Origin of the sequence: Leptospira kanakyensis, from assembly GCF_004769235.1 — a bacterium.
Taxonomy (GTDB): Bacteria; Spirochaetota; Leptospiria; order Leptospirales; family Leptospiraceae; genus Leptospira_A; species Leptospira_A kanakyensis.
Map to the genome: position 1 here is coordinate 665,702 of NZ_RQFG01000019.1, position 16,452 is coordinate 682,153.

19 protein-coding genes and 1 tRNA gene are annotated in these 16,452 nt (G+C 41.9%); 7 read left to right on the forward strand and 13 right to left on the reverse strand.

Annotated elements, in window-relative coordinates; translation table 11 throughout:
• Positions 1 to 4: 4 nt before the first annotated feature.
• The 5 genes from truB to rimP all read right to left on the reverse strand — a co-directional run bounded on the left by truB (position 5) and on the right by rimP (position 6,131).
• On the reverse strand, positions 5 to 934 hold the full coding sequence (gene truB, locus EHQ16_RS17505; protein WP_135632456.1) for a tRNA pseudouridine(55) synthase TruB: 930 nt from the start codon (positions 932 to 934) through the stop codon (positions 5 to 7).
• A 116-nt stretch (positions 935 to 1,050) separates the two neighbouring features.
• Entirely contained in the window at positions 1,051 to 1,482 is a 432-nt protein-coding gene (rbfA, locus tag EHQ16_RS17510; RefSeq protein ID WP_135632457.1) for a 30S ribosome-binding factor RbfA, read from the reverse strand.
• Positions 1,483 to 1,492: 10 nt separating this feature from the next.
• Complete coding sequence (gene infB / locus EHQ16_RS17515; RefSeq protein ID WP_135632458.1) at positions 1,493 to 4,225, reverse strand: translation initiation factor IF-2; 2,733 nt, start codon at positions 4,223 to 4,225, stop codon at positions 1,493 to 1,495.
• Positions 4,226 to 4,240: 15 nt separating this feature from the next.
• Positions 4,241 to 5,638, reverse strand: a complete 1,398-nt coding sequence (nusA, locus tag EHQ16_RS17520) for a transcription termination factor NusA (protein WP_135632459.1) — start codon at positions 5,636 to 5,638, stop codon at positions 4,241 to 4,243.
• A gap of 4 nt (positions 5,639 to 5,642) precedes the next feature.
• On the reverse strand, positions 5,643 to 6,131 hold the full coding sequence (gene rimP / locus EHQ16_RS17525; protein ID WP_135632460.1) for a ribosome maturation factor RimP: 489 nt from the start codon (positions 6,129 to 6,131) through the stop codon (positions 5,643 to 5,645).
• 132 nt (positions 6,132 to 6,263) lie between these two features.
• On the opposite strand from rimP, the gene EHQ16_RS17530 reads away from it, so the two are divergent.
• From EHQ16_RS17530 to EHQ16_RS17540, 3 genes are read left to right on the forward strand one after another with little or no spacing between them, the layout of a single operon-like run.
• Positions 6,264 to 7,370: an LIC_12708 family protein gene (locus tag EHQ16_RS17530; RefSeq protein WP_135632461.1), complete on the forward strand. Its 1,107-nt coding sequence runs from the start codon at positions 6,264 to 6,266 to the stop codon at positions 7,368 to 7,370.
• On the forward strand, positions 7,371 to 8,864 hold the full coding sequence (locus EHQ16_RS17535; protein ID WP_135632462.1) for an NAD(P)H-hydrate epimerase: 1,494 nt from the start codon (positions 7,371 to 7,373) through the stop codon (positions 8,862 to 8,864).
• Positions 8,865 to 9,476, forward strand: coding sequence for a hypothetical protein (locus tag EHQ16_RS17540; protein ID WP_135632463.1), 612 nt, complete (start codon positions 8,865 to 8,867; stop codon positions 9,474 to 9,476).
• Between the two features lie 32 nt (positions 9,477 to 9,508).
• On the opposite strand, the gene EHQ16_RS17545 is transcribed toward EHQ16_RS17540, so the two are convergent.
• Together EHQ16_RS17545 and EHQ16_RS17550 are read right to left on the reverse strand one after the other, a co-directional pair.
• Positions 9,509 to 9,928 (reverse strand): DUF1398 domain-containing protein, encoded by a 420-nt coding sequence (locus tag EHQ16_RS17545; RefSeq protein WP_135632464.1) that lies wholly within the window; start codon positions 9,926 to 9,928, stop codon positions 9,509 to 9,511.
• 10 nt (positions 9,929 to 9,938) lie between these two features.
• Entirely contained in the window at positions 9,939 to 10,409 is a 471-nt protein-coding gene (locus EHQ16_RS17550; protein ID WP_135632465.1) for a MarR family winged helix-turn-helix transcriptional regulator, read from the reverse strand.
• Positions 10,410 to 10,544: 135 nt separating this feature from the next.
• On the opposite strand from EHQ16_RS17550, the gene EHQ16_RS17555 reads away from it, so the two are divergent.
• Positions 10,545 to 10,979: a hypothetical protein gene (locus EHQ16_RS17555; protein WP_135632466.1), complete on the forward strand. Its 435-nt coding sequence runs from the start codon at positions 10,545 to 10,547 to the stop codon at positions 10,977 to 10,979.
• Between the two features lie 143 nt (positions 10,980 to 11,122).
• On the opposite strand, the gene EHQ16_RS17560 is transcribed toward EHQ16_RS17555, so the two are convergent.
• The 3 genes from EHQ16_RS17560 to EHQ16_RS17570 form a co-directional block, all read right to left on the reverse strand.
• Positions 11,123 to 11,467, reverse strand: coding sequence for a hypothetical protein (locus EHQ16_RS17560; RefSeq protein ID WP_167482673.1), 345 nt, complete (start codon positions 11,465 to 11,467; stop codon positions 11,123 to 11,125).
• Positions 11,468 to 12,189: 722 nt separating this feature from the next.
• Positions 12,190 to 12,264 (reverse strand) — tRNA-Arg (locus EHQ16_RS17565).
• An 18-nt stretch (positions 12,265 to 12,282) separates the two neighbouring features.
• Positions 12,283 to 13,125, reverse strand: a complete 843-nt coding sequence (locus EHQ16_RS17570) for a hypothetical protein (protein ID WP_135632468.1) — start codon at positions 13,123 to 13,125, stop codon at positions 12,283 to 12,285.
• Between the two features lie 32 nt (positions 13,126 to 13,157).
• Between EHQ16_RS17570 and EHQ16_RS17575 the strand changes: the two genes are divergently transcribed.
• The 3 genes from EHQ16_RS17575 (at position 13,158) to EHQ16_RS17585 (ending at position 15,068) form a co-directional block, all read left to right on the forward strand.
• Positions 13,158 to 13,514, forward strand: coding sequence for an HIT family protein (locus EHQ16_RS17575; RefSeq protein WP_135632972.1), 357 nt, complete (start codon positions 13,158 to 13,160; stop codon positions 13,512 to 13,514).
• Between the two features lie 61 nt (positions 13,515 to 13,575).
• Positions 13,576 to 14,331: a polyphosphate kinase gene (locus EHQ16_RS17580; protein WP_135600492.1), complete on the forward strand. Its 756-nt coding sequence runs from the start codon at positions 13,576 to 13,578 to the stop codon at positions 14,329 to 14,331.
• The gene (locus EHQ16_RS17585; RefSeq protein ID WP_135632469.1) at positions 14,328 to 15,068 is read left to right on the forward strand and encodes a UDP-galactose-lipid carrier transferase; all 741 of its coding nucleotides are present in this window, start codon (positions 14,328 to 14,330) and stop codon (positions 15,066 to 15,068) included. The genes EHQ16_RS17580 and EHQ16_RS17585 overlap by 4 nt, the downstream gene beginning before the upstream one ends.
• Before the next feature lie 215 nt (positions 15,069 to 15,283).
• Here EHQ16_RS17585 and EHQ16_RS17590 read toward each other — a convergent pair whose 3' ends face one another.
• The 3 genes from EHQ16_RS17590 to EHQ16_RS17600 all read right to left on the reverse strand — a co-directional run bounded on the left by EHQ16_RS17590 (position 15,284) and on the right by EHQ16_RS17600 (position 16,301).
• A complete protein-coding gene (locus tag EHQ16_RS17590; RefSeq protein WP_135632470.1) occupies positions 15,284 to 15,550 on the reverse strand; it encodes a hypothetical protein in 267 nt (88 codons plus the stop codon).
• Between the two features lie 197 nt (positions 15,551 to 15,747).
• Entirely contained in the window at positions 15,748 to 15,984 is a 237-nt protein-coding gene (locus EHQ16_RS17595) for a hypothetical protein (RefSeq protein WP_135632471.1), read from the reverse strand.
• A 29-nt stretch (positions 15,985 to 16,013) separates the two neighbouring features.
• Positions 16,014 to 16,301: a hypothetical protein gene (locus tag EHQ16_RS17600; RefSeq protein ID WP_135638908.1), complete on the reverse strand. Its 288-nt coding sequence runs from the start codon at positions 16,299 to 16,301 to the stop codon at positions 16,014 to 16,016.
• Between the last annotated feature and the right edge of the window lie 151 nt (positions 16,302 to 16,452).

Genomic DNA, 16,452 nt, shown 5'->3' on the forward strand with positions numbered 1-16,452 from the left:
GGACTCATTTAGAAAACATAATTTTTGCAGAAGGGTCAAAAAATACTTTTCTGTACCGGTAAGGAATGTGCTCCGGTTTCCCTTCGTAATCACACCAAGCAAGGATGGTTTTTTCATCTGCATCCACAATATAAAACCCGTTTTCGACAGGCTTTGGGAGTTTGTCCCAAATGTATCCGCCATGGATGACGGCTTTTTTTTCCGCTTCGTCTACGATCCGAACAGGAAGTGGGAAAACTTCTTTCCAATTTCGTAAGTCTTTGGAGGAAATTTGGTCTAGGGTTCCCACTCCATCCAAATTGTATTCCCCAATGGATTCCCGCACGAGCCTGCCAAGGGAAAGGGGGATGCCCCATTTCTCGGAAAGGTCGAGGATGATTTTACGAATGTAAGTTCCAGAACTCACATGGATCCGAAACGAAAATCCAAGTTCAGTCTGCATGACATCTGCGACCTTATCGATTCTAATGGGCCTTTCTTTTTCTTCCACAGGCGAGCCTTCCCGAACTAAATCGGATTGGCGTTTCCCACCGACTTTTAGAGCCGAAATTTTGGGTGCTTTTTGGGATGTCAGTGCCGTGAGTTTTTTTAGTTCCTCTTCCAATTGTTGGATTGGAAATTCGGATGCAAAACGGGGACGGATTGTATTTCTTTCGTCCACTTCCACCACCCCATCTGGATCTCCCGAATCGGTTTTTAGACCGACCACCACTTCCGCAAAGTAAGATTTATCTTTTCCAAGAAATACTTGGGAGAACGCAGTGTAATCCCCACAAGGTAAAATGAGTAGGCCTTCGGCAAACCGGTCCAAAGTTCCGGTATGGCCCACCGATTTCTGACCTAAGATCCGTTTGGTTTTTAGAACCAAATCGGAACTTGTGATCCCTGGTGGTTTGTAGACAAATAAAAATCCAGAATGGTAGGGTTTAGACATAGGATATGGCCACCTAATCAAAGCAAGTTGTCTTTTGAGTGTATAATCACACGAAAGGAAATTTTCCTTCGGCTATTTGATGACTCTTCGTTCTAACAACAACCATCCATTTCTCTTTAGGATGGTGATTTTGGATCCAGATCGGAATCATCATCCTCATCTTCGGTTTCAGATTCTTCTGGATGGAGTTCTTCAAAAAGAGTTTTGGGAGCAGACTCATCGATCAGACGATTCACTTCCAAACTTTTGATGTAATTATTGTCCCAGACAAAACTAAACTTGGGATTGGTATGTAAGTGGAGATTTTTTCCCACAAGGGAAGAAAGAAAACCAGCACAAGAAACAAGTCCTTGTGTGAGTTTTTTCCTTTCATTGTTATTACATAGAGCAGTGAAATAAACTTTCGCATACTTGAGATCTTCGCTGATCTCAATCCGATGGAAACTTGGTAAAAAGACCCTAGGGTCTTTTACCTTGCCTTCCAAAATTGCTGTGGAGATAAGGCGAATGATCTCCGATTCGAGTTTTTTCATTCGAATGGGATTCATTTACGCTACCTTACAGTTTACGAGCAATCTCTCGGATCTCGTATGCTTCGATTTCATCACCCACGGAAAAGTCGTTGAAACCATCGAGTAAGATACCGCACTCAAATCCAGTAAGAACATCGGCCACATCGTCTTTCATACGTTTGAGGTTTTTGATCTTACCTTCCCAAGTGATTTCACCAGACTCGCTAGAGATCACACGAACATAAGCTTGTTTTGTGACCTTACCAGATTTCACCATACAACCTGCGATGTTACCCACTTTAGAAATTTTGAATACGTCTCGGATTTCAACTTTACCGATTACGTTTTCTACTTTTTCAGGTTCGAGCATTCCTTCCATGGAAGCTTTCACTTCGTTCACAACATCGTAGATGATACTGTAGTATTTGATTTCTACTTTTTCTTTCTCAGCAAGTGAAACTGTTTTTGGATTCGCACGAGTGTGGAAACCAATCACAATTGCATTCGAAGCCGATGCCAAAATGATATCGGAATCAACAATGGCTCCTGTTCCTGCATGGATTACGTTGAGGCGAACATCCGCAGTGGAAAGTTTTTCCAACGCTTCTTTGACCGCTTCTGTCGATCCACGCACGTCCGCTTTGATAATGACTTTGAGTTCTTTGAGAGCACCTTGTTTGATGATCTCACTCATGTTGTCGAGAGTCACACGAGTGGCCGCGTTTTTCGATTGGCCAAGTCTTTCATAATCTTGACGGCTATGAGAGATTGAACGTGCCTCTTTGTCATCAATCACCACATCAAATGGTGCTCCTGCATCTGGAACTCCATCAAGTCCTGTCACAAGGGCAGGGAAAGATGGGCCAGCTTCACGGATCGAATGACCAAGGTCATCATACATAGCGCGCACACGACCTGCGTGAACTCCGGCAACAAAAGCATCTCCTACACGAAGAGTTCCGTTTTGGATGAGAACTGTTGCCACAGCACCACGACCTGGATCGAGTTTTGCTTCTACAATGGTTCCTTTTGCTTTTCGTTTTGGATTGGCTTTGTGGTCGAGAAGTTCTGCTTGGATGAGAAGCATCTCGAGAAGTTTATCAATACCAATGTTATTTTTAGCTGAAATTTCACAGAAGATGGTTGTTCCACCCCATTCTTCTGGTTGTAAGCCGTAGTTAGAAAGTTCTTGTCTCACCTTTTCTGGGTTTGCTGCTGGTAAATCAATTTTGTTTACAGCAACAATGATAGGAACTTCCGCTTCTTTGGCGTGGTTGATGGCTTCAATCGTTTGAGGCATCACCCCATCGTCGGCTGCAACAACGAGCACAACAATGTCGGTTACGGAAGCACCACGTGCTCTCATGGAAGTGAAGGCCTCGTGACCAGGAGTATCGAGGAAGGCAATCTTACCACGGTTGGTTTCTACTTGGTAGGCACCAATGTGCTGAGTGATTCCGCCTGATTCCCCTTCTGCCACTCGTGAAGAACGAATGGTATCAAGAAGTTTTGTTTTACCATGGTCAACGTGACCCATGATAGTCACCACAGGAGGACGAGTGATATAATCTTCCGGTGCATCCTTTTCTTCTTCGATGACAGTTTCATCGTAAAGGGAAACAATCTTCACCTTACAACCGTAATCATCTGCAAGGATGGATGCCGTTTCTGCATCGATCACATTGTTGATGGTCACCATCATCCCCATTTTCATGAGTTTGCTAATGACTTCACCAGGTTTTAAATTCAGTTTTTTAGCGATCTCTCCCACTTGGATGTTTTCCAAAATGGAGATTTCTTTAGGAACAGCTGCGAGAGCTGCAGCCTGCGCCTTTTGTTTGCGGAAAGATTGTTTGAAAAACTTAGTGTTTTCGTTTTCTTCTCTTCCGCCTTTTTCTTTATCGAATACTTTCTTTTTGGCGCCACTGGCACCACCAGCTCCTGGAATCCCACCAGGTGCACCAAACGGAGCATCGCCAGGAGGTCTTCCGGCACCAGGGCCACCTTGACCAATGGGTCTAGCCCCACGGTTTCCTTGGTATCCGCCAGGGCCACCTTGTCCAGGTCCACGATTCCCTTGGTAGCCACCGCCTTGTCCGGGGCCACGATTCCCTTGGTAGCCACCGCCGCCTTGTCCAGGTCCGCGATTCCCTTGGTATCCACCGCCACCTTGTCCAGGTCCACGATTCCCTTGGTATCCACCGCCGCCTTGTCCGGGGCCACGATTCCCTTGGTATCCGCCACCTTGTCCAGGCCCGCGATTCCCTTGGTATCCACCGCCGCCTTGTCCATCTTGCCTTTGTGGGCGTGGACTTGTGGGGCGAGAGACAATCGGATTACGATCTTCTTTTCTAAAATATCCTTGGTTTCCTCCTCCTTGTTGGCCGCCTTGGCCACCACCGGAACGGTAGTTAGGAGAAGAAGTATCACCAGAAAGAATGGATTCGGGTTTACGATCCATCGGAGGTCTTTCTCGTTCTGGTTGTGGTTCCGGTTTTCTTTCTGGCCGGGACACAATTGGTGATGCTTGGGAAGGAGCTTGTGGACCGGAACCGAGTCCCTGTCTTTTGGCTTCCTCACGAATGAGTTCATTCAAATCCTTTTTTTTGTCCGAAGCCGCAGAAGTGGCTTTAGGTTCAGCACTTTGCGGGCTTGGACTTCCGGATTCTTTTTTCTCATCTGCAGGTGCCGCTTTTTTCTTGATGACAAGTTTTTTCTTGGTTTTGTCACCACTGGCTCCCTGCTGGAGGGTTTCTTTAATCGATTTTTGCTCTTCCATAGTATGCCTTAAAACTTAACCCTCTTCTACCCATTCGATAGATTCACGAAGCAGACGCAAAATTTGTTCTGCTGTTGTTTTCCCGATTCCGGAAATTTTCGAAAGTTCCTCTTGGCTGAACTCGAGAAGGGTTTCCACGTTTTTGATCCCGCCGGCTTCGAGAAGACCAACGATCCTTGGAGTGAGACCCGGAACTTCGGATAACGGAGTGTATCCGGAATCCTCTTCTTCCTCGTCTGCACTTTCACCATATTGGTCATCTGACTCTTCCATTGCTTCTTGTTGTGCATTGAAGAGCCGATCCAGTTTTTCACGAGCTTCTGGAGAAGCGAGTTCTTGGTTGTATTGGGATACAGTTTTGATATCAATTTTGAAACCGGAAAGTTGGGATACGAGTTTTACATTCGATCCGTTGATTCCGATGGCAAGAGAAAGAGATTCATCGGGAACGATGACAAGAGCATCTCCTCTTTTTCTATCCACATGCACTTCTACTGGTTTCGCAGGAGAAATGGCATTGGCGATAAACACACTTGGTTCATCCGAGTGAAGGACAATGTCGATCCTTTCATTTCCAAGTTCACGAACGATGGCTTGGATCCGAACACCCTTCATCCCTACGCAGGCTCCCACAGGATCTACGTCAGACTTACTAGTGGTAACAACCACCTTAGTTCTGTAAGATGGGATACGAGCAACATCACGAATTTCCACGATGCCATCATAAACTTCAGGAATTTCCATCTCGAAGAGTTTTTTCACAAAGTCACCCGAAGCACGGGAGAGTGTGATGACAGGCATTGGTTCGCGAGGTCTTAGTTCCACACGAGAAATGATGGCTTTCAGACGATCCCCTTGGCGGTATTTTTCCCCAGGGTTTTGGTCTTTTTTCAGCATGATCCCTTCTACCTTACCGAGGTCGATGGACATGATGTCTTTTTTCCAACGTTGGAAATACCCGTGAGTGAGTTCCCCTTCTTTGGATTTATACTCTTGGTAGAGTAAATCCTTTTCCATATCGCGAAGGCGTTGGAAAACCATTTGTTTGGCTTGGCTAGAAAGAACACGAGACAGGTCTTGTGGTTTTTCAAACACTCTTAATTGGGTTCCTACTTGCGCAGAAGGATCCAATTTGGTTGCCTCTTCTAAAGATATCTCTAGAGGGTTTGTTGTTTTATCTTCTACCACGTCACGAAGGACAGAGATGATGATTTCGTTTTTGTTGTCGGAACCGAAGTCTACTTGGCAACGGTCATCTGTCTCCGCTTCCAAACCGACTTTTTTGCGATAGGCGGCGAGAAGTGAGTCTCGGATGACACCGAGTACGAGTTCTCTATCAAGAGATTTATCCTGACAGAATTGTTGGATGGCTTCGAATAGCCCAGTTTCTTTCGTTGCTTGTTTTGTCGCCATAGTCTTAAATTTCTAAATACAAATTTCCCTTTCGTATTTCTGCGATGGGCATAGATACCGATTTTTGGTTCTTTTTGTGTCGAGTTTTACGATCGTAAAGCGTAAGCTCAACTGAATCCCCCGAAACCGGTCCCAAACGATACAATCGTTTGTCCCATTTCCCTGCTTCCAGCGGCACTTCTAGTTTGACTAAAAGTCCTTGGAAACGACTTAAATCCTCCGGCAGACGCAATGCACGTTCTGCTCCCGCGGAGGAGACTTGGAGAGTGAAATCAAATTCCTCTCCCCATAAATCCAGCTCCTCTTTGAGTCTCCTAGACACAGTCTCACAGTCTTCTAAACTAGCGGAGCCAGTTTTGTCTGTGAGGTGATCCAGTTCAATCTCAATGAGGGCGTGGTTTTTCCGATTCTGTACTTGGAGCGAAAAAAGCGCTAGAGGTGGAGCGAGAACGCGTAAAGTAAGTTCTCTGATGTTTTCCTCGGTATATACCAAACCATTTCCAAAAGATTCCCAAAGGAATCTGTATAAGAGACCCAGCTCATGCTAAAATTTAACATGTCTACTGTCAAGCTAGGAAAAGCGAGTTGTCCTGTAAATAAAAAATTAGGGAATGGATGTTGCACCATGCGAATCCTTTATCTCATCCTCACCCTCTCTTTTTCCGTTTCCTGCCTTCGTTTCCGAGTGGAAAACTTAAAAGAAGAAATCCTATTCCGCATCCCACTGGGACAAACAAATGAGACCTTCGAAGGTGTTGTGGTGAACCAAGTACTCACCAACGTTCCCTTAACCATACCCAACTCCTCCAATATTAGCGCAATGGCGGATAATAAACAAGCCGTAATCAAACTTTTTGATAGAAATGGAAGGCTTGATGCCACTCTCGGGAACCCTGATTTCAAACCCAATTCAGGAATCCCTCATTATCCTTTTCGATTCGGTGGGATTGGGATTGTAGCCATGAATGAAGATGGCGATCTCATTGTGCAAAATAGAATTTCCTCGAAAGGAATGGAACTTCCGCAAGGCCAAGAAAATCTCTACAAAACATACAGTGGTGCTTTTTCTACACAAGGAGCAACGGTTCTACCATCATTTCTCGTACAAATTTCTCAAAAAGGTGTCGTGAAATTTATGTTAGGGGCTTCTGGAAAAAATTCAGAACCCTTTCGTTACATTGAATTCATCCTTCCCGGTGAAGGCGAAAAGTTATTTGTTTACCACCGTATTGCAGAAGAAATGCGACTTTCTTATTTTGAAGAAGGAGAACTCAAAGGAAATCTAAAAGAATCTGGACTTGATGTATTTGCGAGTAACGATGCCAAAGAGTATGACATCACTCTCGATAAACTCCTCCCCCATCCAGAAGGAGAATATGTTCTCGGATCTTTTAGTTATTATTCGAAAAAAGACAAACGATTTAAATTCCGAAGGATCTTCCGTTTTGTTTTTGATTCCAAAAGTTCTGAATTTTTAAAAGAAATCCAAGATCCATCAGAGATTTTATTTTCCATTCGTAATAATGGTGAGTTTTATATTTGGGAAACAGAAGATGGTGGAAACGCGGCAAGGCTCCAAGTCCATGACAAAGAAGGAAACCATATCAATAACAAAAGGATTCCTTTTTCGAGCCCCCGTGGCCAATGGCGAGAAACTTATACAGATGCCTTTGATAATATTTATTCGGTTCGTATCCGCGCAGGGGCTTTAGAAGTCTATCGTTGGATTTAAATGAAACACCAATCTCTTTTCACAAATAACGAATCGAAAGCATTAGATTCTCTTGCCATAAAAGAACTTGGGTTTAAGGAAGAGACCCTAATGGGAATGGCTGCCCTTTCGGTTTTCCATGCCAATGAAGATTTATGGAAAACTGCGGAATCTATTTGGATTCTTTGTGGGACAGGAGGAAATGGTGGGGATGGTTATGCCCTCGCTCACATCCTGCACCAAGAAGGTTTTCAGGTTCGCTGTTTCTCTACTGCACCAAACAAAAATGAGGCGGGGAAATTTTACGAATCTTTAGTTTCAAAAACACTCGGTTCCACTAGTAACTTAGAAGATTTTTACAAGGACTGGGAAGAAGCGGAAGAAGATTCAGTCCTTCTCGTGGATGCCCTTCTTGGAACTGGGTTTCAAGGAGAACTCTCAGAAGAACTAAAAGAACTGATTGATACCGTGAATGATTCGGATGTATTTTTTTACAGGTTGTCACTAGATACAGCAAGTGGTTGGAACCCTTATTTTCTGGGGGAAAAAAACAGGGAAGCCCACCCTTTTATTTTTGCCGATTCCATTGAAGAACTAGGCACAAGGAAATGGGAAAACATTGGTTTTATTTATGAAAAAGATTCCATCATTCCTAGATATTACGAATCCATTGGATTTCCTGTTCGTTCCCACCTAAATAAAGATAACTTTTCGAATCGGTATTATTTAGAAGCGGATCCAGAATCGGCAATCCAAGCCATAAAAAGAAAAAACAAAGATCATAAATACAGTGCAGGTTCTGCTATTTTCTATGGTGGAGAAACTGGAATGGAAGGAGCCATCTTACTTTCTGAAGAAGCCTTTTCAAGGCTCGGTGGAGGGATTAACAAAATTTTCTCTCCTTCTTCCCAAATCAGTTCTCTCGTTTTAAAAGATGATCTTTCCAAAATGGCGAAAACATCGTCAATTTCTGAAATTTCCCATGATCCGTTTTTTACGAAAACAAAAACTATGGTTGTTGGTCCTGGACTCACAAAATATCCGGAAGATTTGGAAGGATGGACTCTCCCCGAAGATAAAAAACTAATTTTGGATGCCGGTGCCATTCCGACAAAAGGAAACCTACTCCCAAAAGGAAACCATATCCTACTCACTCCTCACGTGGGAGAGCTAAATCGAATGACAGGAAAAATTCATAACTCTGTCCAGGCCGCCTATGATACGTTAATCGAATTTTGCCCACAAAACAATGTATATGTGTTACTTAAATCCTTTGTGAGTCTTCTTGTGTGTCCCGATGGTTCTTCCTATGTTTGGGAATCACCCAATCCAAAACTAGCGACTATGGGAACGGGGGATTTATTATCAGGAATTTTGGCAAGATATCTCAGTTTGGATTTTGACATTCCCGACGCCGTTCACTTGGCACTTTCCTTTTTAGACCATTCCAAACAGTTGGAAGAACCCTATCCTTCTGCCCACCAAATCCTCAAGTCTCTTGTGGAGTTAGTGTAAATGGGAAAAGGATACCACTCTCGTTCTCCAGAAGAATTTAGAGAATACCTAAAACAAATCGGTGATAAAAATAAAAAAACAAGATGGAGGCAGATTGTACTCCTCATTGATTTGGTTTTGGTTGTTTTAATTTTTTACATTGGGTTTCGAGCTTTAAATCCAGGGAGTTTCCAAAACAGAACCCAGTCCGACAAACAGATTGTAGACGGATACCCAACCTATTTAAGTCTTTCTCGTGAAGAAGATGAAAAGTTCCAAGGTTATTTTTTATTTATAGAAAATAATACAAAAAATCAAATTCAGTTTCCAAATCCAAAATGGAAGTCCGAATTTCGGATCAAAACAAGACAAGGGATTTTGTGTTTCCAGGAGGATATCCTTTGGGAAACAAGAATCATTCCTCCGAATGCCAATGGATTTTTATACCATTCGGTTTCCAAAGAGAAATGGAAAAGTTTAGTCGCGGATTGCCGAAAGGAAATTTTTGATGAAGAAGCCTCGATCTTTCGATCCAAGTTTCGATCTTTAGATTTAGGTTTTTATTCTCAGGTGCTTGTCCATTCCGAAGACAGAACCTATACCTTTCAAATCAAACAAAAGCCATATAAGTAAAGATTGAATCCTAGGAATCACTATACCTGTTGTTATCTCTCTATCACAACGGCAGGATATTCTTCTAAATAACTTTCTCCGTTAACACCATAATAAACAACCTTACGGCCAATAAAATCAACGTCATAACCGATGACCCCCGCCTCCCAAGCTGCTTTCAAAAACTGAAGGAAAGTGCTCCGGCCTTCCTGGTCGGTACGAAGAGCCGTGATGAGAGCCTCGCGATCAAAGTTCGCGATCTCAAAAACACCACTGACAAGAGGAGTTCCTTGTTGTACGACAGATCCATCCTTCATACGATAAACGGATTGGCAAGATGGTAGTGACCAGCGGTTACTCTGTACGCCGGCACTCCGAAGGACTTCCGCTAAGACGGGAAACCCGCCGACTTTCGGACGGATGGACATGGCAAATTTTTGTGCTTCTGTTAGTTTTGTGATTAGGTTTGTCATTTTATTCTCTTCATTCAATTGGATTTAAATTTAGTTTATGTGCTTCGGCGAGTTTCACGAGAGTCTTGCGTAGTTCTTCTTTTTCTGATTTGGAGAGCAAAGAGAAAAATGCAGAATCGTTTTCATCGGCAATCTCAGAGAGTTTAGGAACAAGTTTTATCCCTTCTCTTGTCAGTTTGATTTCCTGGTAACGCCGATCTCCACTTGCCTCTGCACGATTCACAAGGCCTTTGTTTAGAAGTCTGTCGATGAGTTTGGAAACCGCACCCCGACTGAGTCCAGTGATCTCTGCGATGATACTAGGCGAAGTGTTGGTTTCAAAAGAATACATTTCTCGAAGGATCACCCATTCGGCAACAGTCACATCCAAAACAGCAAGTTTCGAAGCAAACGAATGAGAAACAGCGTTGGAAACAACCCGTAAATGGTATCCCAAATGGGATTTCAGATGGCTTGGTTCTACATCCAATTTTTTGGGCATAGAGAGACAATAGTTTCCAAGGAAACTATTGTCAAGGAAATTAAATGGGAAAATTATACCTTTAATACTTTTTTAGATTTTAATTTGGCTAGGCTAGAGATTACGGCTGTTAGAAACTATGTTTAGAGAAAAGAAATGAACCATCCTTTTACTAAAAACCAAACCGTTATTTTTTCCATTTCCCTTGTGATCTCTATGATCGGTTTTAAACTATTATTTGCGAATTTCTGGAATAAAAATCCCTCTTTTGAAGATTTACTTCGATCAACTGCCAATGATATCAATCGAAATTGCCCACAAACTGTGGACAAAGATACTAGACTGGACAATGTCGCAGTTTTCCCAAACAAACGTTTCCAATACAACTATAGCATCATTGCCTATACCGCTTCCGAAATAGACATACAGATTTTAGAAAAAAATTTATATCCAGTCATTTTGAATACAATCAAATCAAGTCCAGATATGAAACTCTTTCGCGAAAACGAAGTGACTCTTGTATATTCCTATCGAGACCGAATGGGGAATTATGTTTTTTCGATGGAATTCAAACCAAGCGACTATCACTAATATTTAACTAAGAGTCGTTGGAATCACCCGGAAGTTACTGTTGGAAACCAAGGGAAACTAAAGTTTGATAGAGCCAGGTGGAGCCTTTGGGAAATAAATTTGAGTAAGTTTTCTAGATGGTGATCCTGTTCTCAACAAAAACTTTATTTCACGCAAACTGCACAATTTTGAACATTGTCTGCAAATTGCGACATATATGTTTCTCCCTGAGAACCATAATTAGATCCACTTGGCCTTGAGTAAAAACTTGACTGAAGAGAAGACAAACCGCTGATCGTTGATGCCGAACAAATTAAATTTGACAAACTTGCTGAAGGCGCCGTAGGACTCGGAGCCGAGCGAATGTATGGCATTTGCATATAACCTACATAGGCTATTGTCCAACCAGAAGCACAGGAGGTTGAACCCCAAGCAACGTAACTTGCTCCCATTGTGACTTCCCCTCCTACGCCCGTTCCCATAAATGTAGATAAACCGAATACAGCCATCAAACCATTCTTTGCAGAATCATTATTGGTTTGAAGTAAGCCACAGCGAAAGAACATCGTTACTAAGAATACAAATATCAATAATTTATTTTTCATTTACACAAAACTAAAATAAATTACCTACTTATCAAGTTAAAACTCAGTCAGAAAGATTATAAGTTTTCAAACTAACTTTCAGGAACAAAGTTTTTTAATTCTTGGTATCCAATCTATGCGAAAGGGATACGGCGGGCTTGGTCTGCCACAGGCAGACGGAAGCGTGAGCGCACCCCAAAGTAGCCCGCTCCCGATGAATCCGGAAGGACCACCGCTAAGAAGAAAAGATGTGTCTTGCGATTGGGAGGATCGGGATTCGCCCAAACAAAAGATGAAAATGAGTTTGGTGGGGATTTGATTAAGGGTGAGAAAACGAGTGGTTATAGTGGTGAGTGCGGGGATTTAGCAATGTTTGTATAGTATAATATATTAATGTTTATGGTTTGGTTAAATAGACTTTGTTTGTAGTGAGAAAAATTTGCTGCCCCAGGAGGGAACGACCTCGCCGCTGCCAACACTTCGTGTGTTGCCTACGCTTTGAGGCACGGTTTTACTCTCCCTTCGCCGTCCTGGCTACGGGACAGAAATGTTCACTCCCTATGGGTCGTTCTCATTTCTGATCGTAAAACTGTTCGATTACCCAACTTTTTTGTGTTATGCGGATTTTGTTTATGGTGAGTTTAATTTGGTGCCCCAGGAGGGAATCGAACCCCCACTGTCGGTTCCGAAGACCGATGTTCTATCCGTTGAACTACCAGGGCAGAGAGATAGATGTAATGTCAGGATAAGGGGGCCCTGTGTTCGGGCAAATGATTTTTTGGAAAGGAAAGGCTCATACGAATGATGTAGGTAGCAAGGAGGATGGTCCAGCCAATCAAGAAAAATCGTAAGAATAAAAAGATATAGTATATGGGTTTGGGTTTGCCGGGAACCATAAAGATAGTGAGGTCACTGGCTGTGATGATTTGAGATCCTGGATTTTTTTTACGGATGGAATCGAAGGCCTTACGAAAATCACCAAGTCTTTCCGAAGGATCCAAACGAAAGTCATTGGTATAGCGGAGGGAACCTTCATCACCAAAGGCATAAAAATTGGACTCCCATCCGAGAAAACTAAACTCAACTGGCAAAGAACCGGGAGGGTTACGGAGGAAAAAATAAAGAGTCCCTGCTTCATAAGAAAAAGAAGGAATCTGACCTTCAAACCTTAGTTTCTCGCGACTGAACCCATCTTCATAAAAGTCCGACCAATCTCCCCATTGGTAGATGGTTCCGGATTCATCCTTCCAAAGAAAACCACCAAGGCTCGGGATTGATTCTAGTTCTGATTCAAAACTTAGCAGTTTCCCATTTTTGGATTTTACATCCGATCTGGAAAGAGAGAGGGAACGAATGGTATTTTTTAATTGGATCCGAAGGTCACGAATTTCAGTCGCATTGGACTCAGTAATTCTTTTGCGAATTTCGGTTTCTTCCTTTCTGAATGGATTGGAAAAGATGACTTCAGAGATAGAATAAATGAGTTCCGTTAACGGGTCAGAAGAATCCAGTTTTGTTTGGGCAAAAATTGGTTCGTAACCAATACCCACGAGGAATGACAGAAACAAAAAATAGATTCTCATCCCTTTACCTATCGGCCAAATTGGGAAGAATGATGAACTGTCCTATCTGTGAAGCCCATAAAAATGAATCAGAATTTGTATTTCAAAACGAGAACTGGATCCTCCGAAAGGCAGACCAAAACCTAAATGGATATTTGTACATGGAATACAAAGGGCATGTGGACTCTTGGTTTGATTTGAGTTTATCTGCCTTTGAAAACTATGGTCGGGCTCTCCACAAAGCCACTGAAATTTTAAAAACATTCCAACCTGAAAAAATGTACATCGTTGCTATTGCCGAACGAGTTCCCCATTTACATGTACATTTAATCCCGAGATATGAAAACCAAGAGAAAGGAATTGAACATATCGCAAAAGCAACGGGCCCTGGTTTTCCAAAGCCAATGTAATTCATAAGATTTTGGAAAAAAACGCTAGGTTTTTTACAAATGGTTTCTAGTATTTTTCCTTGTGATTTTAGAGAGACATCCAACAAACCAAGTTCCCGTGTATGCGGCCAGTGACTTAACTGACTTACAAGAACGATTCTTTCTTTTACAAAGAGAAAGTGTGAATCAAAAGATTGCTCATATTTTTCTCATTGAAGGATTTGCATCAACGGGCAAAGGATCCATATTACAATCGTTAACGATCAGACTTGATCCAAGAAAGTTTAAAGTTTATTCACCTTATGTAGACCAATCGGAAGACAGGGGTTATCCTTTCCTTTGGAATTTTTGGAAAGTGGTTCCTCGTTATGGGGAATTACTTTTTTATCTAAACACCTACTACAGCCGCCTAGCCTACCTTCGTTCCGAAAAAAAGATTGGCCTTTCCGAATACGACCAAAGGTTACTTTCCATCCTTAACACAGAAAGAATTCTTTCCAAAGACAAAGTCATTGTTCATAAATTCTTTTTACATATTTCCAAAAAAGACCAAAAGAAACGCCTTGAAGATTCTAAAAAGAAAAAGAAAGAATGGGAACTTTCCCACTTTGACAAAGACCAAGGAGAACATTACAACCGTTACTTTGAAATTTTTGATTCCATATTGAGTGCTTCCCGCACCATCGATTCCCCTTGGCAAATCATCTATAATTCAAAAAAGGAAGAAACGAAACTCCTTGTTTTTGAAGCCATCATCGAACGTTTGGAAAGGATTTTACAGTTTGACTCGAGAGCCGCCCTCCACTCGATCAATCACGGAACGGAGCTCATCCCATGAAAACATTCAAATCAGAATCCAGAACCCTCCACCTAAGCCAACTTGGAAAAAATCAAATCCTTCCACCTGACGAATACCAGGCGAAGATGAAAGTTTTAAAAAACAAAATTCGTGATTTAACTTTTCTCACCAAAGCGAAAGGAAAACCAGTTTTATTTGTATTTGAAGGATGGGATGCAGCCGGAAAAGGAGGAGCCATCCGCCGCCTAACACAAGAAATGGATCCAAGGCTTTTTGAAGTTCATAACATTGCGGCACCTAGTTCCGAAGAAATCCAACACCATTATCTCTGGAGGTTTTGGAACCGGATTCCACAGAAAGGCCATATTGGAATTTTTGACCGCTCCCACTATGGCCGTGTCCTCGTGGAAAGAGTGGAAGGATTTGCCTCCGAATCAGAATGGTCGAGAGCCTATGAAGAAATTTTACTCTTCGAAGAACAATTAGTCAGCTTCGGAACCATCATCGTTAAATTTTGGCTTCATATCGATTCCGATGAACAATTGTTACGTTTTGAATCCAGAAAAAATGATCCGCTGAAACGTTGGAAACTCACCGACGAAGATTGGCGTAACCGCGACAAATGGGCACTCTACGAAGAAGCTGCCAACCAAATGTTTGCCAAAACCGATGCACCCAAAGCCCCTTGGTTTTTAGTCCCAGCCAATGATAAATACTTCGCCCGAGTGATGGTTTTAGAAACAGTTGTGAGAAGATTAGAGGAAGAGTTGGAATAGTTAAGTAGGCAAAAAAAATTGTAAGATCAAAAATTTGGGCAAGTCCCGAAATTCTTACAAATCATAAAAAATGACATCCGTTTGGCGACATATTCGATTCTGGTTCTCGGGAACGGGCTACTCTGGGGTGCGCGTTCGCTCCCGTCTGACGTGCGTCAGACCAAGCCCGACGTATCCCTCTTGTTTACAATTTGTTTGAGGACTCCTATCCTAATCTAAAAATTGGAATTTTGTTTTCTTTTGATTAATGAGATCAAACACAAACCCAATGCTCCCGTTTCTCTATTACGCTTAGCTCTTTCATACTGCTCTTGATTCATCCTTCCATTATTGAAATCATCTAAGTCTTTCGCAAGAGCAGATTCCAATTGAGCATTTGCTACAAGGCATAATTCTGGAGAATTGGCATACTCGGGTTGGCACTTACTAAAAATACAATATATAACAACTATCAAAAATAAGTGTTTTTTGATCGTAAACATTTGATTCCATACCTTCCGCTTCTGAAAAAAAATACCATTTTAAAATTCTCATCTGCGACCGGCGAACAGACAGATCCCGACATCGCACAAATTCATTTGCCACTCACCAATAGCAGTGTTAGTTCGGCTGTGGTATAGAAGGTGAGCAGAAATAAGATATTGATTGAATAGAAAAAATTTATCTTCATAAACTGAACCTAGAAATTCCCGTTTTGCTCACGTTTGAGAAGAGAAACCATACACAATCCAAAGGCGCCAGACTCCCTCATATTTCGAAGTTCCATATAACGAGCTTCTGATATTTTCCCAGAGTTTAAATCTTCTAAATCTTTTTCAAGCAATGAATTCGTACGAGCGAGTGCGATCAAACATAACTCCGGTGCATTTTTATATTCAGTTTTGCAGTTCCATTGCAAAAACATTATAAGTGACAAAATTATCAGTTTAGTTTTCATTTTCAAAATTAGAAATTGGAATTTTCCTTAGTTTTAATTAAAGAAACCATACATATTACAAGTGCACCTTCTTCCCGAAGCCTTAAGCGTTCAGTAAATCGAGCCTCAGTTATCAACCCAGTATTCAAATCCTGCAAATCCTTATTGGTATTAATTTGTGACTGAGCTTGTATCGCCAAACAAACCTCTGGTGCATTTTTATACTCTGTATGGCAGTTCACTTGTGTGAACAAAATCAAAAACATAACAATAGTTAAAAATATATAACTTTTAGTTTTAATCATTTTAGCACTCAACCCCGACTCCTGATGAATAGAATATTTAAAAATTTCTGTTTTCTTCTCGGTCTACAAAGGAAGCCAAACACAAAGTATAAGATCCCGTTTCCCTTAATCTGATTCCTTCATTCAACTCCTGCAAATCTTTTGCCAAATTTTGCTGAAGTTC